Source organism: Streptomyces tagetis, from assembly GCF_018069565.1.
GTDB classification, from domain to species: Bacteria; Actinomycetota; Actinomycetes; order Streptomycetales; family Streptomycetaceae; genus Streptomyces; species Streptomyces tagetis.
In genome coordinates this window covers 67,313-88,678 of the sequence record NZ_JAGPNL010000008.1, presented here as the reverse complement: position 1 = coordinate 88,678, position 21,366 = coordinate 67,313, and the positions used below count along the sequence as shown (strand labels likewise).

The 21,366-nt window shown below is 74.8% G+C and carries 18 protein-coding genes; 16 read left to right on the top strand and 2 right to left on the bottom strand.

The window, feature by feature from the left end; all coding sequences use genetic code 11:
- The first annotated feature begins 86 nt into the window (after positions 1-86).
- The 8 genes from J5Y05_RS24740 (at position 87) to J5Y05_RS24705 (ending at position 8,725) form a co-directional block, all read left to right on the top strand.
- The gene (locus J5Y05_RS24740; protein ID WP_210875286.1) at positions 87-1,193 is read left to right on the top strand and encodes a quinone-dependent dihydroorotate dehydrogenase; all 1,107 of its coding nucleotides are present in this window, start codon (positions 87-89) and stop codon (positions 1,191-1,193) included.
- The gene (gene pyrF, locus J5Y05_RS24735) at positions 1,190-2,029 is read left to right on the top strand and encodes an orotidine-5'-phosphate decarboxylase (protein ID WP_210875285.1); all 840 of its coding nucleotides are present in this window, start codon (positions 1,190-1,192) and stop codon (positions 2,027-2,029) included. The genes J5Y05_RS24740 and pyrF overlap by 4 nt, the downstream gene beginning before the upstream one ends.
- A gap of 259 nt (positions 2,030-2,288) precedes the next feature.
- Positions 2,289-2,612 (top strand): integration host factor, encoded by a 324-nt coding sequence (locus J5Y05_RS24730; RefSeq protein WP_030420865.1) that lies wholly within the window; start codon positions 2,289-2,291, stop codon positions 2,610-2,612.
- Between the two features lie 36 nt (positions 2,613-2,648).
- On the top strand, positions 2,649-3,242 hold the full coding sequence (gene gmk, locus J5Y05_RS24725) for a guanylate kinase (protein WP_210875284.1): 594 nt from the start codon (positions 2,649-2,651) through the stop codon (positions 3,240-3,242).
- A 67-nt stretch (positions 3,243-3,309) separates the two neighbouring features.
- Positions 3,310-3,582 carry a DNA-directed RNA polymerase subunit omega gene (rpoZ, locus tag J5Y05_RS24720; RefSeq protein WP_003988945.1) on the top strand — a complete coding sequence of 91 codons (273 nt, stop codon included), beginning with the start codon at positions 3,310-3,312 and terminating at the stop codon, positions 3,580-3,582.
- A gap of 115 nt (positions 3,583-3,697) precedes the next feature.
- Positions 3,698-4,900 carry a bifunctional phosphopantothenoylcysteine decarboxylase/phosphopantothenate--cysteine ligase CoaBC gene (coaBC, locus tag J5Y05_RS24715; protein ID WP_210875283.1) on the top strand — a complete coding sequence of 401 codons (1,203 nt, stop codon included), beginning with the start codon at positions 3,698-3,700 and terminating at the stop codon, positions 4,898-4,900.
- A gap of 242 nt (positions 4,901-5,142) precedes the next feature.
- On the top strand, positions 5,143-6,363 hold the full coding sequence (gene metK / locus J5Y05_RS24710; protein WP_210875282.1) for a methionine adenosyltransferase: 1,221 nt from the start codon (positions 5,143-5,145) through the stop codon (positions 6,361-6,363).
- 211 nt (positions 6,364-6,574) lie between these two features.
- Entirely contained in the window at positions 6,575-8,725 is a 2,151-nt protein-coding gene (locus J5Y05_RS24705) for a primosomal protein N' (RefSeq protein WP_210875281.1), read from the top strand.
- Between the two features lie 868 nt (positions 8,726-9,593).
- Here J5Y05_RS24705 and J5Y05_RS24700 read toward each other — a convergent pair.
- Positions 9,594-10,136: a hypothetical protein gene (locus J5Y05_RS24700; protein ID WP_210875280.1), complete on the bottom strand. Its 543-nt coding sequence runs from the start codon at positions 10,134-10,136 to the stop codon at positions 9,594-9,596.
- A 923-nt stretch (positions 10,137-11,059) separates the two neighbouring features.
- Between J5Y05_RS24700 and fmt the strand changes: the two genes are divergently transcribed.
- The 8 genes from fmt to J5Y05_RS24660 all read left to right on the top strand — a co-directional run bounded on the left by fmt (position 11,060) and on the right by J5Y05_RS24660 (position 20,564).
- Complete coding sequence (gene fmt, locus J5Y05_RS24695; protein WP_210875279.1) at positions 11,060-11,992, top strand: methionyl-tRNA formyltransferase; 933 nt, start codon at positions 11,060-11,062, stop codon at positions 11,990-11,992.
- Positions 11,993-12,065: 73 nt separating this feature from the next.
- Positions 12,066-13,484 (top strand): RsmB/NOP family class I SAM-dependent RNA methyltransferase, encoded by a 1,419-nt coding sequence (locus J5Y05_RS24690; protein WP_210875278.1) that lies wholly within the window; start codon positions 12,066-12,068, stop codon positions 13,482-13,484.
- Positions 13,485-13,608: 124 nt separating this feature from the next.
- Positions 13,609-14,295, top strand: a complete 687-nt coding sequence (gene rpe, locus J5Y05_RS24685) for a ribulose-phosphate 3-epimerase (protein WP_210875277.1) — start codon at positions 13,609-13,611, stop codon at positions 14,293-14,295.
- Positions 14,296-14,373: 78 nt separating this feature from the next.
- Positions 14,374-15,417: a sugar-binding transcriptional regulator gene (locus tag J5Y05_RS24680; protein WP_051821395.1), complete on the top strand. Its 1,044-nt coding sequence runs from the start codon at positions 14,374-14,376 to the stop codon at positions 15,415-15,417.
- 261 nt (positions 15,418-15,678) lie between these two features.
- The gene (locus J5Y05_RS24675) at positions 15,679-17,121 is read left to right on the top strand and encodes a GuaB1 family IMP dehydrogenase-related protein (RefSeq protein ID WP_210875531.1); all 1,443 of its coding nucleotides are present in this window, start codon (positions 15,679-15,681) and stop codon (positions 17,119-17,121) included.
- A gap of 102 nt (positions 17,122-17,223) precedes the next feature.
- Entirely contained in the window at positions 17,224-17,676 is a 453-nt protein-coding gene (locus J5Y05_RS24670) for an Lrp/AsnC family transcriptional regulator (RefSeq protein WP_210875276.1), read from the top strand.
- Between the two features lie 255 nt (positions 17,677-17,931).
- Positions 17,932-18,720, top strand: coding sequence for a carbon-nitrogen hydrolase family protein (locus J5Y05_RS24665; RefSeq protein WP_210875275.1), 789 nt, complete (start codon positions 17,932-17,934; stop codon positions 18,718-18,720).
- Positions 18,721-18,866: 146 nt separating this feature from the next.
- Positions 18,867-20,564, top strand: a complete 1,698-nt coding sequence (locus J5Y05_RS24660; RefSeq protein WP_210875274.1) for a flavin monoamine oxidase family protein — start codon at positions 18,867-18,869, stop codon at positions 20,562-20,564.
- Positions 20,565-20,642: 78 nt separating this feature from the next.
- Here the strand turns inward: J5Y05_RS24660 and J5Y05_RS24655 are convergent, their stop codons facing one another.
- Positions 20,643-21,362, bottom strand: a complete 720-nt coding sequence (locus tag J5Y05_RS24655; protein ID WP_210875273.1) for a DUF5995 family protein — start codon at positions 21,360-21,362, stop codon at positions 20,643-20,645.
- Positions 21,363-21,366 lie beyond the last annotated feature (4 nt).

Sequence of the window (21,366 nt, the reverse complement as noted above, 5' to 3'; positions counted from 1 at the left end):
ACGGCCCCGGCGCACGGCCGCCCCGGCGCTCACGACGCTTCCCCAAGCCCGCGCGGCTTCCCGAGGACCCTGGGACACCGACACACATGTACACGCTCTTCTTCCGCCTGTTCTTCAGCCGCATGGACCCCGAAGACGCCCACCACCTGGCCTTCCGCTGGATTCGCCGGGCCGCCCGCGTCCCCGTGCTGCGCACCTTCGCCGCCGCCGTGCTCGCCCCGCGCCACGAGGAGCTGCGCACCGAGGCCCTGGGGCTGCGGATGCACGGGCCCTTCGGCCTCGCCGCCGGCTTTGACAAGAACGCGGTCGGCATCGACGGCCTGGCGATGCTCGGCTTCGACCACGTCGAGATCGGCACGGTCACCGGCGAGCCGCAGCCGGGCAACCCGCGCCGCCGCCTCTTCCGCCTGGTCACCGACCGGGCGCTGATCAACCGCATGGGCTTCAACAACGAGGGCTCGCGCGCGGTCGCCGCCCGGCTGGCCTCCCGCGAGCCCGTCTTCCGGACCGTCGTCGGCGTCAACATCGGCAAGACCAAGGCGGTCCCCGAGGAGGAGGCCGTCGCCGACTACGTGAAGTCCGCCGAACGCCTCGCCCCGCACGCCGACTACCTCGTCGTCAACGTCTCCTCGCCCAACACGCCCGGACTGCGGAACCTCCAGGCCACCGAGGCGCTCCGGCCGCTGCTGAGCGCCGTCCGCGAGGCCGCCGACCGCGCGGTCCCCGCCCGGCGCGTCCCGCTCCTGGTCAAGATCGCCCCCGACCTCGCCGACGAGGACGTCGACGCGGTCGCCGACCTCGCCGTCGACCTCGGCCTGGACGGCATCATCGCCACCAACACCACCATCGCCCGCGAGGGGCTCGGCCTGCGCTCCGCCGCCCGGCTCACCCGGGAGACCGGCGGCCTGTCGGGCGCCCCCCTCAAGGAACGCTCCCTGGAGGTGCTGCGCCGCCTGTACGCGCGCGTGGGCGACCGGATCACCCTCGTGGGCGTCGGCGGCGTGGAGAGCGCCGAGGACGCCTGGCAGCGCATCCTGGCCGGCGCCACGCTGGTCCAGGGCTACAGCGCCTTCGTCTACCAGGGCCCCTTCTGGGCCCGCTCCGTCCACCGCGGCCTCGCCGCCCGCCTGCGGCAGAGCCCGTACGCCACCCTCGCCGACGCCGTCGGCGCCGATGTGAGGAAGACGGCATGACCGAGCCCTTCGGCGCACGCCTGCGCCGCGCCATGGACGAGCGCGGACCGCTCTGCGTGGGCATCGACCCGCACGCCTCCCTGCTCGCCGACTGGGGGCTGGGCGACGACGTCGCCGGTCTGGAGCGGTTCAGCCGCACCGTCGTCGAGGCGCTCGCCGGCCACGTCGCGGTCCTCAAACCGCAGAGCGCCTTCTACGAGCGGTTCGGCTCGCGCGGCGTCGCGGTGCTGGAGGCGTCCGTCCGGGAGGCCCGGGAGGCCGGCGCGCTGGTCCTCATGGACGCCAAGCGCGGCGACATCGGCTCCACGATGGCCGCCTACGCGGAGTCCTTCCTGCGCCCGGACGCCCCGCTCTTCTCGGACGCGCTCACCGTCTCGCCCTACCTCGGCTACGGCTCCCTGAAGCCCGCCGTCGACCTGGCCCGCCAGAGCGGCGCGGGCCTCTTCGTGCTGGCCCTGACCTCCAACCCGGAGGGCGGCGAGGTGCAGCACGCCGTCCGGGCCGACGGGCGGAGCGTCGCCGCGACCGTGCTGGCCCACCTGGCGGCCGAGAACGCCGGGCAGGAGCCGCTGGGCTCCTTCGGCGCGGTGGTCGGCGCGACCCTGGGCGACCTCGGCTCCTACGACCTGGACACGGGCGGTCCGCTCCTGGCGCCGGGCATCGGGGCGCAGGGGGCGACCCCGGCGGATCTGCCGCGTGTCTTCGGCCCCGCGCTCGGCCGGGTGCTGCCCAGCGTCAGCCGGGGAGTGCTGCGGCACGGTCCCGCCCCGGCGGCGCTGCGCGCCGCCGCCGATCGGCTGGCATCCGAGGTCAGGAAGGCCGTGGGGGACGCGTAGAGTCAGGCATACATCCTCGAATCCGAGGCAATATGTCCTAAATGTCTGGCCTGACGGAGGCTGACCAGGACTTTTCCGCTGTTCTCGCTGACTCCGGCGGACTGGACCGCTAGTCTCCGTCGAGTGGGGGCGCCTCCCACGCCCCTCAAGACAGTGGGGAGGAACGGGCAAGCGTGTTGCTCGTGGCTCCCCGGGTGTGGGGCGACTAGGTTCCTCACCGGTCCGTATCCGACAGTTCGACATCCGAGGTGACGTAGGCGTGGCTCTTCCGCCCCTTACCCCTGAACAGCGCGCAGCCGCGCTCGAAAAGGCCGCCGCGGCTCGCCGGGAGCGGGCCGAGGTCAAGAATCGACTCAAGCACTCCGGCGCCTCCCTGCACGAGGTCATCAAGCAGGGCCAGGAGAACGACGTCATCGGCAAGATGAAGGTCTCCGCCCTCCTGGAGTCCCTGCCGGGCGTGGGCAAAGTCCGCGCCAAGCAGATCATGGAGCGGCTCGGCATCTCCGAGAGCCGTCGCGTGCGCGGTCTCGGCTCCAACCAGATCGCCTCACTGGAGCGCGAGTTCGGCAGCACCGGCGGCTGAGTCCGGAGCACTCCGGATTACTGGAATAATCGCCGCATGGCAGCAACACCCCGGGGGACGTCCCCCGTACCTCCGGACGCACGTCCGCGGCTGACCGTGCTCTCCGGCCCCTCCGGGGTCGGCAAGAGCACGGTCGTCGCCCATCTGCGCAAGGAACACCCCGAGGTCTGGCTCTCGGTGTCGGCCACGACCCGCAAGCCCCGGCCCGGCGAGCAGCACGGCGTCCACTACTTCTTCGTCAGCGACGACGAGATGGACAAGCTGATCGCCAACGGTGAGCTGCTGGAGTGGGCCGAGTTCGCCGGCAACCGCTACGGCACGCCGCGCGCGGCCGTGGTGGAACGCCTGGAGGCCGGCGAGCCGGTGCTGCTGGAGATCGACCTCCAGGGCGCGCGGCAGGTCCGCGAGTCCATGGCCGACGCCCAACTGGTGTTCCTCGCCCCGCCCTCCTGGGAGGAGCTGGTGCGCAGGCTCACCGGCCGGGGCACGGAATCGCCCGAGGTGATCGAGCGCCGGCTCGCCGCGGCCCGGGTGGAACTGGCCGCCGAGCCGGAGTTCGACCGGACCCTGGTCAACACCTCCGTCGAGGACGTGGCGCGCGAGCTGCTAGCCTTGACGAACGTCGTGTGATCGCGACAGGTCTGCGTACCGGCCGGTCACCCCGACTGCATCTTTCCCATCCATCGGAAGGTAGAGCGTGTCCTCTTCCATCTCCGCGCCCGAGGGCATCATCAACCCGCCGATCGACGAGCTCCTCGAGGCAACCGACTCGAAGTACAGCCTCGTGATCTACGCGGCCAAGCGGGCCCGCCAGATCAACGCGTACTACTCGCAGCTCGGCGAGGGCCTCCTCGAGTACGTCGGTCCCCTCGTCGACACGCACGTCCACGAGAAGCCGCTCTCGATCGCCCTGCGCGAGATCAACGCGGGACTGCTGACGTCCGAGGCCGTCGAGGGCCCCGCCCAGTAGTATCGTCAGCCCGACGCTGACTTTTCCACAGGCCCGGCGGCCCCCCGCCGGGCCTGTGGTGTGTGATGGGGCTGTACGTTTTCCGAGGTCCTGTTCCGAGCTGCGGGGAGAGACGGTGGACAAGCCCGAGGTCGTCCTGGGAGTCAGCGGCGGGATCGCCGCGTACAAGGCGTGTGAGCTGCTGCGCAGACTCACCGAGTCGGGCCACTCGGTCCGGGTCGTGCCCACCGCGTCCGCGCTGCACTTCGTCGGCGCCGCCACCTGGTCCGCCCTCTCCGGCCACCCGGTCTCGACCGAGGTCTGGGACGAGGTCCACCAGGTCCCGCACGTCCGCATCGGCCAGCGCGCCGACCTGGTCGTCGTCGCCCCCGCCACCGCCGACCTGCTCGCCCGCGCCGCCCACGGACTCGCCGACGACCTCCTCACCAACACCCTGCTCACCGCCCGCTGCCCGGTCGTCTTCGCCCCCGCCATGCACACCGAGATGTGGGAGCACCCCGCCACCCAGGAGAACGTGGCGGTGCTGCGCCGCCGCGGCGCCGTCGTCATCGAGCCCGCCGTGGGCCGCCTCACCGGCGCCGACACCGGCAAGGGCCGGCTGCCCGACCCGGGCGAGATCTTCGAGGTCTGCCGCCGGGTGCTCGCCCGCACCGCCGCCGCCCCCGACCTCGCCGGACGGCACGTCGTGATCAGCGCCGGGGGCACCCGGGAGCCGCTCGACCCGGTCCGCTTCCTGGGCAACCGCTCCTCGGGCAAGCAGGGGTACGCCCTCGCCCGCACCGCCGCCGCCCGGGGCGCCCGCGTCACGCTGGTCTCGGCCAACACCGCCCTGCCCGACCCGGCCGGGGTCGACGTGGTCCGGGCCGGGACCGCCGTGGAGCTGCGGGAGGCGGTGCTGCGGGCCGCCGCGGACGCCGACGCGGTCGTCATGGCCGCCGCCGTCGCGGACTTCCGCCCGGCGGAGTACGCCACGGGGAAGATCAAGAAGCAGGAGGGCCGCGACCCCGAGCCGATCGCCCTGGTCCGCAACCCCGACATCCTCGCCGAGGTGGCGGCCGGGCGGGCCCGCCCCGGCCAGGTCGTGGTCGGCTTCGCCGCCGAGACCGACGACGTCCTCGCCAACGGCCGGGCCAAGCTGAAGCGCAAGGGCTGCGACCTCCTCGTGGTCAACGAGGTGGGCGAGCGCAAGACCTTCGGCTCCGAGGAGAACGAGGCCGTGGTGCTCGGCGCCGACGGCACCGAGACCCCGGTCCCGTACGGACCCAAGGAAGCCCTGGCCGAAAAGGTGTGGGACCTGGTCGTGGCCCGCCTTGAGTGAACCGCCCGTTCCGCCGCGCCGCGCGCGGGTGAACGCGCCCCTTCACGCGTGGCGCCCCTGGCCAAGCCCGTGCACGATTGGGCAGAATGCCCGTGCCGCAGGTCACAGCCCTCCCGAGAGCTGAGACGGGTGGGTCCGCGGCAGAGCGCGACCGATAAACTGTTCCAGGGCGTCGCCGGGTGCAGCTCCCCGCGCCGTCCGCCAATGATCAGCCAGCAGCCGCTGCAACCACAGGGAGCGTTGTGTCCCGTCGCCTGTTCACCTCGGAGTCCGTGACCGAAGGTCACCCCGACAAGATCGCTGACCAGATCAGCGACACGATTCTCGACGCGCTACTGCGTGAGGACCCGGCCTCCCGGGTCGCCGTCGAAACCCTGATCACGACCGGTCTGGTGCACGTCGCCGGAGAGGTCACGACCAAGGCGTACGCGGACATCGCCACGCTGGTGCGCGGCACGATCCTGGAGATCGGTTACGACTCCTCCAAGAAGGGCTTCGACGGCGCCTCCTGCGGCGTCTCCGTGTCGATCGGCGCCCAGTCCCCGGACATCGCGCAGGGGGTCGACACCGCGTACGAGTCCCGGGTCGAGAGCGCCGCGGGCGGAGCACTGGACGAACTGGACCGGCAGGGCGCCGGCGACCAGGGCCTGATGTTCGGCTACGCCTCGGACGAGACGCCGACGCTGATGCCGCTGCCGATCTTCCTGGCGCACCGCCTCTCCAAGCGCCTCTCGGACGTCCGCAAGAACGGCACCATCCCGTACCTACGCCCCGACGGGAAGACCCAGGTCACCATCGAGTACGACGGCGACAAGGCCGTCCGCCTCGACACCGTGGTCGTCTCCTCCCAGCACGCCAGCGACATCGACCTGGAGTCGCTGCTCGCGCCGGACATCCGCGAGTTCGTCGTGGAGCCCGAGCTGAAGGCGCTGCTGGACGACGGCATCAAGCTCGACACGGAGAACTACCGCCTGCTGGTCAACCCCACCGGCCGCTTCGAGATCGGCGGCCCGATGGGCGACGCGGGCCTGACCGGCCGCAAGATCATCATCGACACCTACGGCGGCATGGCCCGCCACGGCGGCGGCGCCTTCTCCGGCAAGGACCCGTCCAAGGTGGACCGCTCCGCCGCCTACGCGATGCGCTGGGTCGCCAAGAACGTGGTCGCCGCCGGGCTCGCCGCCCGCTGCGAGGTCCAGGTCGCCTACGCGATCGGCAAGGCCGAGCCGGTCGGCCTCTTCGTGGAGACCTTCGGCACCGCCAAGATCGAGCCGGAGAAGATCGAGAAGGCCATCGACGAGGTCTTCGACCTCCGGCCGGCCGCCATCATCCGCGACCTCGACCTGCTCCGCCCGATCTACGCCCAGACCGCGGCGTACGGCCACTTCGGCCGTGAGCTTCCCGACTTCACCTGGGAGCGCACGGACCGCGTGGACGCGCTGCGGGAGGCGGCGGGGCTGTAGCACGGCCCCGACCACGCGGTGCGCCGACGGTAGTACGGCGCGAGGCCCGGTGTCCCGACAGGGGCGCCGGGCTTCGGCGTGTTCCGGGGGCGGGGCTGTGGGCTTCGGTGTGTCCCGGGGCGCGGGCTGTGGGCCGGGCGGGACCTCGCGGAGCCGGCCCCGCCCCCGGCGGGGCCCGCGGTTGTCGGTGGCGTTTGGTAAGAATGCAAGCGTGAGCAGCGAGAACGGACCCCCGGAAGGCGGCGGTGAGGACGCGCCGCCGGAGCAGCTCGCGTTCATCCGGGAGACCGTGCGCGCGGCCAGGCCGCCGCGGGCCAAACCGCGTACCTGGCGCGGCGCCGCCCTCGCCAGGGAGCTGCCCGTCGCCCGCGTCCTGGTCGACAAGGGCGTCCTCCACCTCGACCGGTACTTCGACTACGCGGTCCCCGAGGAACTCGACGCCGACGCCCGTCCGGGCGTACGGGTGCGGGTGCGTTTCGGCGCCGGACGGCACCGGGTGCGGGACGGGCGGCGCGAGGGCGGCGGACTCGTCGGCGGCTTCCTCGTCGAGCGGCTCGCCGAGTCCGACTACTCCGGTCCGCTCGCCGCACTGGCCCAGGTCGTCTCGCCCGAGCCGGTCCTCGACGAGCAACTGCTCGGCCTCGCCCGCGCCGTCGCCGACCGGTACGCGGGCAGCCTCGCCGACGTGCTGCAACTCGCCGTGCCGCCGCGCAGCGCCCGCGCCGAGCGGCGCCCCTCGCCCGAGCCGCTGCCGCCCCCCGAGGCGCCCGGCCCCGGCACCTGGGAGCGCTACGAACGCGGCCCCGCCTTCCTCGCCGCCCTCGCCTCGGGCACCGCGCCGCGCGCGGTGTGGAACGCGCTGCCCGGACCCGAGTGGGCAGAGGAGCTGGCGCGGGCCGTCGCCGCGACGCTGGCCTCCGGCCGGGGCGCGCTCGTCGTCCTGCCGGACGGGCGGGCCGTCGCACGGGCCGACGCGGCGCTGACCGCGCTCCTCGGCGAGGGCCGGCACGCCGTGCTCACCGCCGACGCCGGACCGGAGAAGCGGTACGCGCGGTGGCTCGCCGTGCGCCGGGGGTCGGTACGGGCCGTGGTCGGCACCCGGGCGGCCATGTTCGCCCCGGTGCGCGACCTCGGCCTGGTCGCCCTCTGGGACGACGGCGACGACTCCCTCGCCGAACAGCACGCCCCGCAGCCGCACGCCCGCGAGGTGCTGGTGCTGCGCGCCACCCAGGACCGGTGCGCCTTCCTGCTGGGCGGCTGGAACTGCACGGTGGAGGCCGCCCAGCTCGTGGAGACCGGCTGGGCCCGCCCGCTGATCGCCGTGCGCGAGCGGGTGCGGGCCACCGCGCCCTTGGTGCGCACGGTCGGCGACGGCGACCTGGCCCGGGACGAGGCCGCGCGGGCCGCCCGGCTGCCGACGCTCGCCTGGCAGGCCGCCCGGGAGGGGCTGCGGCACGGCCCGGTGCTGGTGCAGGTGCCGCGGCGCGGCTACGTACCGCGGATGGCGTGTGCCGCGTGCCGGACGCCCGCGCGGTGCGGGCACTGCGCGGGGCCGTTGCAGGGGCAGGAGTCCGGGGCCGCGCCGCGCTGCGGATGGTGCGGGCGGCAGGAGGACGGCTGGCACTGCCCGGAGTGCGGGTCCTTCCGGCTGCGCGCCCAGATCGTGGGGGCCCGGCGCACCGCCGAGGAGCTGGGGCGGGCCTTCCCGGCCGTGCCGGTACGGACCTCGGGGCGGGAGCACGTCCTCGACACGGTGTCCCCGGCCCCCGCGCTGGTGGTGAGCACGCCGGGCGCGGAGCCGGTGGCGGAGGGCGGGTACGCGGCGGCCCTGCTGCTCGACGGCTGGGCGATGCTCGGACGGCCCGACCTGCGGGCCGGCGAGGACGCCTTGCGGCGCTGGCTCGCCGCCGCCGCGCTGGTGCGTCCGCAGGGCGCGGGCGGCACGGTCGTGGTGGTCGCCGAGCCCACGCTGCGTCCCGTGCAGGCGCTGGTGCGCTGGGACCCGGTGGGTCACGCGGTGCGGGAGCTGGCCGAGCGGGCGGAGCTGGGCTTCCCGCCGGTGTCGCGGATGGCGTCCGTGGCGGGGCCGGCGGAGGCGGTGGCGGACTTCCTGCGCGCGGTGGAACTGCCGGTGGAGGCCGAGGTGCTGGGCCCGGTGCCGCTCCCGGTCGCGGCCGTGGGCAGTCCGCGCAGGTCGGGCGCTCCGCCTCCCGGCGAGCACTGGGAGCGTGCCCTGGTCCGGGTGCCGCCGGGCCGGGGCGCGGCCCTGGCAGCGGCCCTGAAGACGGCGCAGGCGTCCCGGATGGCCCGGGGGAGCGCGGCACCCGTGTGGGTACGGGTCGACCCCCTCGACATCGGCTGACGCGCGACAACGCGGGCGCGGTCAGGAGGACGCCGGTAAGGGGGCGGGGCGCCGGAACGGCAGGCGCGCAGGATGGGCGGCGCGCGGCGGGGTGACCCGGCGGGGCCGCCTGGGCTGCCGGGGGCCGCTGTGGCGCGGTGCGGGGCACGCCGGGCTGCCCGGTGTCAGCCCGGGGCGGCGGGGCGGCCGGAGGGGCGCGTAGCCGTTGCGGGGCGGGGTGGCCTGCGGGGTGGTTGGAAGCGGCTGTGCTTGGCGGGGCCCACGCGAGGTCTGGAAACGGTGGTGGTGAGGTGAGCGGTGTGCCGGGGTGCCCGGTGCGGCGGGGCGGCCTGCCGGGTGGTCGGAAGCGGCCATGCCTGGCGGGGCGGCTTGCCGGGTCCGTCGTCGTGGCGAGCTGGCCCCCTGGGCGGTGAGCTGAGGTCCGTCGTGTGGCGGGGTCCCGCTGGGCCGGTTGCCTGGTGAGCCACGCGAGGTCCGGAAGCGGCGGTGGCACGGTGGGCGGCGTGCCGGGCAGCCCTGGCGTCAGCCCGTCGCGGCGAGGTGGTCTGCCGGGCCACAGGGCGCAGCCGTTGCGCGGCGGGGCGGCGTGCCCGGCTGCTGCCTGAGACGGGAACGTTGTGCGCGCCCCACCGGGTGGCTGGACGTGGCCGTGCCTGGCGGGGCGGCTTGCCGGGGCAGTCGTCTCGGCGGGGTTGTCCACTGGGCGATGACCGTAGGCCCGTGCGCGGCAGACGGTCCGCTGGGCCGGGCACGCCCTGGAGAGTGCCGCCACCTGAGGGCGGGCCGGCGGGTGGTCGGGGGCGGTCCGCTGCGCGGCCGGCGGCGCACCGGCGGCCGGGATCAGCGCTTCGCGTGGCCGGAGGCCGGGTCAGCCGTTGCGTGGGGAGGGGAAGGGGGCCGGCCGGGTCGGGTCGTGGGGGAAGGCCGGGCTGCTCGACGTCGGCTGGGTCGGCATGGAGCGGGCCGCCGGGACCGTGGGGACGGAGCCCACGTTGACCCGGGGACCGGTGCCGGCCGCCTCCTGGACGTGCTCGGCGGCCTCCGCGGCGGCGGCCTGCGCCGCGGCCCGGCGGGCGCCGTACCGCCGGTGCACCGCCTGCTTGGTGACGCCGAGCGCCGAGCCCACCGCGTCCCAGGAGAAGCCGAGCGAGCGGTCGAAGTCCACCGCGGCCGTGACCAGGGTCTCGACACTGTCCCGCAGCTCCTGGGCGAGACGGACGGTCGGGGCGGGGGCGCGTCCGTAGACGACGAAGCCCGTGGCGGGGCCGGAGCGGCGCGGACGGTAGACGTTGCCCAACTGGGCGGTGAGGGTGCGCAGTGCGTCCACCTGCCGGCGGACCCGCTCGATGTCCCGCACCAGCAAGTGCAGGCTGGCCCGAGCCTGGGCGTCGTGGGTTGCGTGGTCGGCCATGAACAAGCCTCTCGAACCGGCGTTGAAAAGGATCGGACCGCACGGGCGGTCCGGCGTGGTCAACTCTTGCTTGACCAACGCGTGGGCGCTCCGCTGGTCACGGTGAGGGGGCGTGGGAGCATGTGTGCGCGCCCTCGCGTCCGGGTCGTGCGCCGCGCGTCCGGGCGCGGGGTGTTCTCCCGCCCGCGCACCCGGACGAGGCACGTTTTCCACCCGCGCACCACCGCGCCGGCTGCCGCCTGTGGGGGCGCCGCGTCGGCCACCGGCCACGGGCTGCCGCCTGCGGGCCGCCGGGCCGGTCTCCGCCTGCGGGCCGCCGTGTCGTTCGCCGCCCGCGGACTGCCTCGTCGGCCATCGCCTAATGGCCACCGGGCCGGCCGCCGCCAACGGGCCGCCGTGTCGGTCACCGCCTGCGGGCCGTCGGGCCGGTCGCCGCCTGTGGGCCGCCGCGTTGGCTGCCGCCTACGGGTCACCGGGCCGGCCGCCGCCAACGGACCGCCGCGCCAGCCACCGCCCGCGCACCACCGTGTCGGCTGCCGCCTGCGGGCCACCGTCTCGGCTGCCGCCTGCGGGCCGCCGTGTCGGCCACCGGCCACGGGCTGCCGCCTGCGGGCTGCCGGGCCGGTCTCCGCCCTCGGGCCGCCGTGTCGTTCGCCGCCTGCGGACTGCCTCGTCGGCCATCGCCTACGGGTCACCGGCCCGGCTGCCGCCAACGGACCGCCGCGCCAGCCAGCGCCCGCGCACCACCGGGCTGGCCGCCGCCCGCGCACCGCCGCGCCAGCCACCGCCCGCGGACCGCCGCACCGGCCACCCCCCGTGGCGCCCCTGAGAGGCCCCGTCAGGTCGGCGGGCCCCGTACGGTCCGGGCTCGTAGACTGGTGGGCCGCCCGCATCCGCCCCCGCCCGAGAGGCCCGTCCCACCCATGAAGCTCGTCTTCGCCGGCACCCCCGAGGTCGCCGTCCCCGCCCTGGACGCCCTGATCGCCTCCGGGCGCCACGAGGTGGCCGCCGTCGTCACGCGCCCCGACGCGCCGGCCGGACGCGGGCGCCGGATGATCGCCTCACCGGTGGCCGAGCGGGCCGAGGAGGACGGGATCGAGGTGCTCAAGCCGGCCCGGCCCGGCGACCCGGAGTTCCTGGAGCGGCTGCGGGCCATCGCCCCCGACTGCTGCCCGGTCGTCGCCTACGGCGCGCTGCTGCCCCGCCGGGCCCTGGACGTCCCCGCGCACGGCTGGGTCAACCTGCACTTCTCGCTGCTGCCCGCCTGGCGCGGCGCCGCCCCCGTGCAGCACGCGGTGATGGCCGGGGACGAGATCACCGGCGCGTCGACCTTCCTCATCGAGGAGGGCCTCGACTCCGGACCGGTCTACGGCACCGTCACCGAGGAGGTCCGCCCCACCGACACCAGCGGCGACCTGCTCACCCGGCTCGCCTTCGCCGGGGCCGGACTGCTCGCCGCCACCATGGACGGCATCGAGGACGGCGCCCTCAAGCCCGTGCCGCAGCCCGCCGACGGCATCAGCCTCGCCCCGAAGATCACCGTCGAGGACGCCCGCATCGACTGGTCCGCCCCGGCGCTGCGGGTGGACCGGGTGGTACGCGGCTGCACCCCCGCGCCCGGCGCCTGGACCACCTTCCGCGGCGAACGCCTCAAGCTCGTCCAGACGGCGCCCGCCCCCGGCCGCACCGACCTCGCCCCCGGCCGCCCGGCGGTCGGCAAGAACAGCGTCCACGTCGGCACCGGTTCCCACGCCGTCGAGCTGCTCTGGGTACAGGCCCAGGGCAAGAAGCCGATGCGGGCCGCGGACTGGGCGCGCGGCGCCCGCATCGCCGAGGGCGAAGTCCTCGGCGCGTGACCCGCGCCACGGCCGGCGGGGCCGCCGACGTACGCTGGGAACGCCTGTCATCCCACATCCGGAGCACCTTTTCGTGAGTCAGCAGCCCCGCCGTTCCCGCCCGCCCGGCAAGCCCTACCGCAGGCCGCGCAAGGACCCCGTCCGCATCCTCGCCTTCGAGGCGCTCCGGGCCGTGGACGAACGGGACGCCTACGCCAACCTCGTCCTGCCGCCGCTGCTGCGCGCCGCCCGGCAGCGGGAGGGCTTCGACGCGCGCGACGCGGCCCTCGCCACCGAGCTGGTCTACGGCACGCTGCGCCGCCAGGGCACCTACGACGCCGTCATCGCCGCCTGCGTGGACCGCCCGCTGCGCGAGGTGGACCCGCCGGTGCTGGACGTGCTGAGCCTCGGCGCCCACCAGTTGCTCGGCACCCGTATCCCGAGCCACGCCGCCGTCTCCGCCTCCGTGGAGCTGGCGCGGGTCGTGCTCGGCGACGGACGGGCCAAGTTCGTCAACGCCGTGCTGCGCAAGATCGCCGCGGACGACCTCGACGGCTGGCTGGCCCGGGTCGCACCGCCGTACGAGGAGGACCCCGAGGACCACCTCGCCGTCGTGCACTCGCACCCCCGGTGGGTCGTCTCCGCGCTGTGGGACTCGCTCGGCGGCGGCCGGTCCGGCATCGAGGCGCTGCTGGCCGCCGACAACGAGCGGCCCGAGGTCACCCTCGTCGCCCGCCCCGGCCGGTCCTCGGCCGCGGAGCTGCTGGAGGAGGAGGCGGCCGTACCGGGCCGCTGGTCCCCGTACGCGGTGCGGCTGAGCGAGGGCGGCGAGCCCGGCGCCGTCGAGGCGGTGCGCGAGGGCCGCGCCGGTGTGCAGGACGAGGGCAGTCAGCTCGTCGCCCTGGCCCTGGCCGCGGCCCCGCTGGAGGGACCGGACCGGCGCTGGCTGGACGCCTGTGCCGGACCCGGCGGCAAGGCCGCGCTGCTCGGCGCGCTCGCTGCCGAACGGGGCGCCTTCCTGCTCGCCTCCGAGAAGCAGCCGCACCGGGCGGGACTGGTGGCCAGGGCGCTGGACGGCAACCCGGGCCCGTACCGGGTGATCGCTGCCGACGGCACCCGTCCGGCCTGGGCGCCCGGCGTCTTCGACCGTGTCCTGGTCGACGTGCCCTGCACCGGGCTCGGCGCGCTGCGCCGCCGTCCGGAGGCGCGCTGGCGGCGCCGCCCCGAGGATCTGGAGGGCTTCGCCCCGCTCCAGCGCGGACTGCTGCGCGGCGCACTGGAGTCCGTCCGCGTCGGCGGTGTCGTCGGCTACGCGACCTGCTCCCCGCACCTCGCCGAGACCCGGGCCGTCGTCGCCGACGTGCTCAAGCAGCACCCGGGCGCGGAACTCGTCGACGCCCGGCCGCTGCTGCCGGGCGTACCGGACCTGGGGGAAGGGCCCGACGTGCAGCTCTGGCCGCACCTGCACGGGACGGACGCCATGTACCTCGCGCTGGTCCGCCGCACCGCCTGACCTCGGCATCCCCGCCCCGAGCCCGTCCCCGCCCGGCGCCCCGGGAGGGGCGGGCGCACGCCGGGCGTCCTGTGGTCTGGACCGGGCACCCGCGCCGGGAGCCGGGCATGGCAGGCTTGGGGGCATGGCCGCGCAGATCAACCCCAGCATCCTGTCCGCCGACTTCGCCCGCCTCGCGGACGAGGCACGGGCGGTCGAGGGAGCCGACTGGCTCCATGTCGACGTCATGGACAACCACTTCGTCCCGAACCTCACGCTCGGCGTGCCCGTCGTGGAGTCCCTGGCCCGTGCGACGGACACCCCGCTGGACTGCCACCTGATGATCGAGGCGCCCGACCGCTGGGCACCGCAGTACGTGGAGGCGGGGGCCGGCTCCGTCACCTTCCACGTCGAGGCCGCCGCCGCGCCGGTCCGGCTGGCCCGGGAGATCCGCGCCAAGGGGGCCCGCGCCTCCATGGCGCTGCGGCCCGCGACGCCGATCGAGCCGTACGAGGACCTGCTGCCCGAGCTGGACATGCTGCTGATCATGACGGTCGAGCCGGGCTTCGGCGGGCAGGCGTTCCTCGACATCATGCTTCCCAAGATCCGCCGCACCCGCGAGCTGATCGACAAGCACGGACTGGAGCTGTGGCTCCAGGTCGACGGCGGCGTGTCGGACACCACCATCGAGCGGTGCGCCGACGCCGGCGCCGACGTCTTCGTGGCGGGCTCCGCCGTGTACGGGGCCGCCGACCCGGCCGAGGCGGTCCGCTCCCTGCGCGCCCGTGCCGAGACGGCGACCGCCAAGGCGTCCTGGGCGTGCGACCACTGAGGAACCGGAACGTGAACGGCGGCCATCAGGGCTGATCGAAAGCGCCGCATCTGCAAGGATGAACGGTGAATCCAGAGTGTGAACAGCAGTGAGGAGAACGCCGTGTCGGGTATGTCGGCGGGCCGTTCAGCCATGCGGATGGGACCCGCTGAGCTGGTCCAGGCGGCGGCCATGGCCCGCCGCTTCTACCTTGAGGGGAAATCCAAGATCCAGATCGCCGAGGAGTTCGGCGTCAGCCGCTTCAAGGTGGCCCGGGTCCTGGAGACCGCCCTTGAGCGGGACCTTGTACGCATCGAGATCCGGGTGCCGGCCGAGCTGGACGCCGAGCGCTCGGACGCCCTGAGGGCCCGTTACGGGCTCCGGCACGCCGTGGTGGTGGAGTCCCCGGCGGACGCCGAGGAGACGCCCGACCCCGAGAACCTGGGGGAGGTGGCCGCCGACCTGCTCGGCGAGCTGGTCACCGAGGGCGATGTCCTGGGCCTGGCCTGGGGCCGCTCCACCATCCACATGGCGGCGGCGCTCGACCGGCTGCCGCCCTGCACGGTGGTCCAGCTCACCGGCGTGTACGACGCCGGGACCGCCGAGCGCGGTTCGGTCGAGGCCGTGCGCCGCGCCGCGCAGGTCTCGGGCGGCGACGCCCACCCCATCTACGCGCCGATGCTGCTGCCGGACGCGGCCACCGCGGCGGCGCTGCGCCATCAGACCGGGATCGCCCGCGCCTTCGAGTACTTCGACAAGGTGACGGTCGCCTGTGTCTCCATCGGCTCCTGGGAGCCGGGCATCTCCACGGTGCACGACATGCTCAGCGACGAGGAACGCGCCCACTACGCGTCCCTCGGCGTGGCCGCCGAGATGTCCGCCCTCCTCTTCGACGCCGAGGGGCGCCGGATCGGGCGGGACCTGGGGGAGCGGTGCATCACGGTCACGGCCGACCAGCTCCGCCACGTCCCCGAGGTCGTGGCGATCGCGGGCGGGCAGCGCAAGGCCGCCGCGATCGACGCCGTGCTCCGCTCCGGGCTGGTGACCAGCCTGGTGACGGACACCTCGGCCGCGGACTACCTGATGACGGCGGGCCCGGCGCCCAAGCCGACGCTCCAGCGGAACGACCCCGACGGGGTCTGAGGCGACACCGGCGCGCACGGCGCGCGCCGCGACAGGGGGCCGGGGCCGGACCGGGCCACGGCCCCGCAGGGGCCCGCTCACGTCACGGGCGGGGCTCCCGGGACGCGGGGGACTGGAGATTCCTCCGAGGCGTTCGTGCGTTCTCCTGGACGTTTCGCCCGGGAGTGATCCGGCATGCCCCGTGGGAGAATGAAGTACGTGCTCTTTCCCCCTGGCTGACCTGCCCGGGGGCCACCTCTGAACGACTGGGATGTGCAGCACGTGCGTTTCCTCAACGACATCCAGCCCTCGTACGACCTGACGTACGACGACGTCTTCATGGTGCCGAGCCGGTCGGCCGTCGGCTCCCGGCAGGACGTGGACCTCGGCTCCCCGGACGGCACCGGCACCACCATCCCGCTCGTCGTCGCCAACATGACCGCCATCGCCGGCCGCCGCATGGCCGAGACGGTGGCCCGGCGCGGCGGCCTCGTGGTCATCCCGCAGGACATCCCGATCGAGGTCGTCACCGAGGTCGTCTCCTGGGTGAAGAGCCGCCACCACGTGCTGGACACCCCGATCGTGCTGGCCCCGCACCAGACCGTCGCCGACGCGCTCGCCCTGCTGCCCAAGCGGGCGCACAACGCCGGTGTCGTCGTCGACGAGGGACACCGGCCGGTCGGCGTGGTCACCGACGCCGACCTGAGCGGCGTGGACCGCTTCACCCAGCTCGAAGAGGTCATGTCCAAGGACCTGCTCCTGATCGACGCGGACCTGGACCCCGGCCGGGCCTTCGACACCCTCGACGCCGCCAACCGCCGCTACGCGCCCGCCGTGGACGCCGAGGGCCGCCTCGCCGGCATCCTCACCCGCAAGGGCGCCCTGCGCGCCACCCTCTACACGCCGGCCACGGACGTGAACGGCGGGCTGCGGATCGCCGCCGCCGTCGGCATCAACGGCGACGTGGCGGGCAAGGCCGCGCAACTGCTGGCCGCGGGCGTCGACACCCTCGTCATCGACACCGCGCACGGCCACCAGGAGTCGATGATCAGCGCCGTGAAGCTGGTGCGCGACCTCGACCCGCGGGTGCCGCTCGTCGCGGGCAACATCGTCTCCGCCGAGGGGGTGCGCGACCTCGTCGAGGCCGGCGCGGACATCGTCAAGGTCGGGGTCGGCCCCGGTGCCATGTGCACCACCCGCATGATGACCGGCGTGGGCCGCCCGCAGTTCTCCGCCGTGCTGGAGTGCGCGGCCGAGGCCCGCAGGCACGGCAAGCACGTGTGGGCCGACGGCGGCATCCGGCACCCGCGCGACGTGGCGATGGCCCTCGCGGCCGGCGCCTCCAACGTGATGATCGGCTCCTGGTTCGCCGGGACCTACGAGTCCCCGGGCGACCTCCAGCAGGACGCCGACGGCCGCCTCTACAAGGAGTCCTTCGGCATGGCCTCCGCGCGGGCCGTGCGCAACCGCACCTCGGAGGAGTCGTCGTACGACCGGGCCCGCAAGGCGCTCTTCGAGGAGGGCATCTCCACCTCGCGGATGTTCCTCGACCCGACCCGTCCCGGCGTGGAGGACCTGATCGACTCGATCATCGCGGGCGTCCGCTCCTCCTGCACCTACGCCGGTGCCGGCTCGCTGGAGGAGTTGGCGGAGAAGGCCATCGTCGGCATCCAGAGCGCCGCCGGCTACGCGGAGGGCAAGCCGCTGCACGCGAGCTGGGTCTGATCCGGAACCCGCCGGGGCCGGCCGCCGCACCCGTGGTCTACTGCGGGTACGGCTCTCGCCGGTCCCGACGTACCGCCCCGGAAGCGAAGTGAACCACCCGCAGTGCTGAACGATCTCGACGAACGCATCGTGCACGCCCTCGCCGAGGACGCCCGCCGCTCCTACGCGGACATCGGGCACCTGGTCGGCCTCTCCGCGCCCGCCGTCAAACGGAGGGTGGACCGGCTGCGCGCCACCGGGGCCATCACCGGCTTCACGGTGCGCGTGGACCCCGCCGCGCTCGGCTGGCGCACCGAGGGGTTCGTCGAGATCTACTGCCGGGGCAACACCTCCCCGGAGACCATCCTGCGTGGCCTGGAGCGCTACCAGGAGGTCGTGTCCGCCTCCACCGTCACCGGGGAGGCGGACGCCATCGCCCAGGTCTTCGCCTCGGACATGCGGCACTTCGAAAGGGTGCTGGAGCGGATCGCCGGGGAGCCCTTCGTGGAGCGCACCAAGTCGGTGCTGGTCCTCTCGCCGCTGCTGCGGCGCTTCTCCTCGGGCTCGCCGACGTAGAGCGCCGGGGCGGCTCTCCGACGCGGACCGTCGCCTGGCAACCCCGCGCGGCTCCCCCTCCGCGAGCGGCGGAAACGGCCGTACGCACGCCTCCGTACGCGCCCCCGGCCCGCCGCGCAACGAATCACCGGGAAGCGGACCAGGCACGCAACGAATGCCTCGTCGGCGCGCAACGGCTCCTCCTTGTCCGGCCGAGCGCGCCGGCCGTAGCGTCTAGGGCATCCCCGCCACCCCGCTCACCGGTGAGGTTCCCGCATGCGCACAGCCCTGTTCCAGAGCTCCGGCCGCCCCGGCTCCGTCGCCGAGAACCTCAAGGTCCTCGACGAGGCCGCCGGCCGGGCCGCCGCCGCGGGCGCCGGGCTCCTCCTCACCTCGGAGCTGTTCCTGACCGGGTACGCCATCGGCGAGGGGCTCACCCGGCTCGCCGAGCCCGCCGACGGCCCGTCGGCCGACGCCGTCGCGCGCACCGCCGCCCGGCACGGCCTCGCCGTCGCCTACGGCTACCCCGAGCGGGACGGCGACCGGGTCCTCAACTCCGTCCAGTTGATCTCCGCCGACGGCACCCGGCTCGCCAACTACCGCAAGACGCACCTCTTCGGCCCGCTGGAGCACGAGCACTTCACCCCCGGCGACCGGCCGGTCGTCCAGGCCGGGCTGAACGGCCTCACCGTCGGCCTGCTCATCTGCTACGACGTCGAGTTCCCGGAGAACGTCCGCGCCCACGCCCTGGCCGGCACCGACCTGCTGCTGGTGCCGACCGCGCTGATGCACCCCTTCCCCTTCGTCGCCGAGTCCCTGGTGCCGACCCGGGCCTTCGAGAACCAGATGTACGTGGCCTACGCCAACCGGGCGGGGCACGAGGGCGACTTCGAGTTCCTCGGGCTCTCCGCCCTGGCCGGGCCCGACGGCACCTGCCGCGCCCGCGCCGGACGCGCCGAGGAACTGGTCGTCGGCGACGTCGATCCGGAGCTGCTGGCCGCCTCCCGCGCGGCCAACCCGTACCTGCGCGACCGCCGCCCCGGCCTGTACACCGCCCTGGCCTGAGCCCGTACCGGGAACCCGTCCCGCCGCTTCGCCCTCACCGGCCCCACCCGTACCACCGGTACCACCCGTACCACCCGAACCCGTCCCACCCGTACCACCCGCCCCACCGAGCCCGCCCGGCTCGCCGCGCAAGGAGTCCGCAGCCCATGACGTCCACCGTGCCCCCCGCGCCCGAGCACGCCGACGCGCCCCGGCCGCCGATCACCATGATCGGCCCGGACTTCCCCTACGCCTACGACGACTTCCTCGCCCACCCGGCCGGCCTCGGCCAGGTGCCCGCGACCGAGCACGGCACCGAGGTCGCCGTCGTCGGCGGCGGACTCTCCGGCATGGTGGCCGCGTACGAACTGATGAAGATGGGCCTGAAGCCGGTCGTCCACGAGGCCGACCGGATCGGCGGCCGGCTGCGCACCGTGGGCTTCGAGGGCTGCGACCCCTCGCTCACCGCCGAACTGGGCGCGATGCGCTTCCCGCCCTCCTCCACGGCCCTGCGCCACTACATCGACCTCGTGGGCCTCCGTACCCGCCCCTTCCCCAACCCCCTCGCCGAGGCCACCGAGTCGACCGTCGTCGACCTCAAGGGCGAGAGCCACTACGCCGAGACGCCGGCCGACCTGCCCCAGGTCTACCGGGACGTGGCCGACGCCTGGGCCCGGTGCCTGGAGGAGGGCGCGGACTTCTCCGCCATGAACCGCGCGCTGCGCGAACGGGACGTGCCCCGCATCCGCGAGCTGTGGTCCCGGCTGGTCGAACGCCTCGACGACCAGACCTTCTACGGCTTCCTCTGCGGCTCCGAGGCGTTCTCGTCCTTCCGGCACCGCGAGATCTTCGGCCAGGTCGGCTTCGGCACCGGCGGCTGGGACACCGACTTCCCCAACTCCATCCTGGAGATCCTGCGCGTCGTCTACACCGAGGCCGACGACCACCACGAGGGCATCGTCGGCGGCTCCCAGCAACTCCCGCTGCGCCTGTGGGAGCGCGAGCCGGAGAAGATCGTCCACTGGCCGTACGGCACCTCGCTGCGCGCCCTGCACCCGGGCGGCGAGCCCCGCCCGGCTGTGACCCGGCTCGGCCGCACCCCGGACGGCGGGGTCACCGTGACGGACGCGGACGGCGAGACCCGCACCTACCGGGCCGTCGTCTTCACCGCCCAGTCCTGGATGCTGCTCTCCAAGATCGCGTGCGACGAGTCGCTGTTCCCCATCGACCACTGGACGGCGATCGAGCGGACCCACTACATGGAGAGCTCCAAGCTCTTCGTCCCCGTGGACCGGCCCTTCTGGCGGGACAGGGACCCCGAGACGGGCCGGAACGTGATGTCGATGACGCTCACCGACCGCATGACCCGCGGCACCTACCTCCTCGACGACGGACCCGAGGGGCCCGCCGTGATGTGCCTCTCCTACACCTGGTGCGACGACAGCCTGAAGTGGCTGCCGCTCTCGGCCGAGGAGCGGATGGACGTCATGCTGGCCTCCCTCGGCGAGATCTATCCGGACGTCGACATCCGGGGGCACGTCATCGGCCCCCCGGTGACCGTCTCCTGGGAGAACGAGCCCTACTTCATGGGCGCCTTCAAGGCCAACCTGCCCGGCCACTACCGTTACCAGCGGCGCCTGTTCACCCACTTCATGCAGGACAAGCTGCCCGCCGGACAGCGCGGCCTCTTCCTCGCCGGGGACGACATCTCCTGGACGGCCGGCTGGGCCGAGGGCGCGGTGCAGACCGCCCTGAACGCGGTCTGGGGCGTCATGCACCACCTCGGCGGCACCACCGACCCCGCCAACCCGGGCCCCGGCGACCTCTACGACACCCTCGCCCCGGTGCGGCTCCCGGAGGACTGACGAGGCCGGGGCGGCGTACGGGCGCGGCGGCGTACCGGCGTCGGGCCGGCGTGTCAGCGGGCCGGCGGGCCCGCCGGCCTACGCGTGCCGGGCCTTCGTGTGCGGGCCCGGCAGGGGGATCAGGAGCATGCGGGCCGCGAGGCCGGCCGTCGTGTCCAGGCGGTCGGCCAGCTCCCCGGCGATCTCGGGCTGGGGGCGCAGCGCCCACAGGGCGCGGGCGGCGCTCCAGGCGGCCTCCCGGGCCCGCTCCAGGCTCCACGCGCCGAGCAGATGGGCCAGCGGATCGGCGAGCCGGAGCCGGTCGGGACCCGGCGTCAGCTCCTCGCGGGCCCGCTCCTCCACCGAGGCGAGGAGATCGCCCACCCGGTCGAACTCGGTCTCCAGGTCGACGGGTTCGCAGCCGAGCGTACGGCAGGTGTCCACCAGGGCCAGCGCCAGGTCGTGGCCCGCCTGCGCATGGACGCCCGCCAGCGCGAACTGCACCGGGCGTACGCCGGGATGGCGGCGGAACTGGAGCAGGGGCCGCCAGCACGCGGGCGGCCGGCGCCCCTCGTCCGGCGCGTCGAGGGCGGCCAAGGCGCGCTCCGCCAGCCGCGCGTCCAGCGCGCTCGCCGCCCGGACGGCGGGCAGGACACCCTCCCCGGCCCGCCGGTCCGCCGCCTCGGCGGCCTCCGTGTAGACGCGGGTGAAGACGGCCACCCCGTCCCGCGCGGGCAGCGCCCCCAGGAGCGCGCGCAGCCGGGACAGGGGCGGGGCCATCGTGCCGACGGCCGCGTCGACTTGCTCGCAGTGCGCCATGGCG

Excerpts from the sequence above, each read along its gene's own strand:
- J5Y05_RS24655 (WP_210875273.1), bottom strand. The coding sequence starts at position 21,362 with ATGGCGCACTGCGAGCAAGTCGACGCGGCCGTCGGCACGATGGCCCCG.
- fmt (WP_210875279.1), top strand. The coding sequence starts at position 11,060 with ATGAAGCTCGTCTTCGCCGGCACCCCCGAGGTCGCCGTCCCCGCCCTG.
- J5Y05_RS24665 (WP_210875275.1), top strand. The coding sequence starts at position 17,932 with ATGCGCACAGCCCTGTTCCAGAGCTCCGGCCGCCCCGGCTCCGTCGCC.
- J5Y05_RS24740 (WP_210875286.1), top strand. The coding sequence starts at position 87 with ATGTACACGCTCTTCTTCCGCCTGTTCTTCAGCCGCATGGACCCCGAA.
- gmk (WP_210875284.1), top strand. The coding sequence starts at position 2,649 with ATGGCAGCAACACCCCGGGGGACGTCCCCCGTACCTCCGGACGCACGT.
- J5Y05_RS24700 (WP_210875280.1), bottom strand. The coding sequence starts at position 10,136 with ATGGCCGACCACGCAACCCACGACGCCCAGGCTCGGGCCAGCCTGCAC.
- J5Y05_RS24660 (WP_210875274.1), top strand. The coding sequence starts at position 18,867 with ATGACGTCCACCGTGCCCCCCGCGCCCGAGCACGCCGACGCGCCCCGG.
- pyrF (WP_210875285.1), top strand. The coding sequence starts at position 1,190 with ATGACCGAGCCCTTCGGCGCACGCCTGCGCCGCGCCATGGACGAGCGC.
- rpe (WP_210875277.1), top strand. The coding sequence starts at position 13,609 with ATGGCCGCGCAGATCAACCCCAGCATCCTGTCCGCCGACTTCGCCCGC.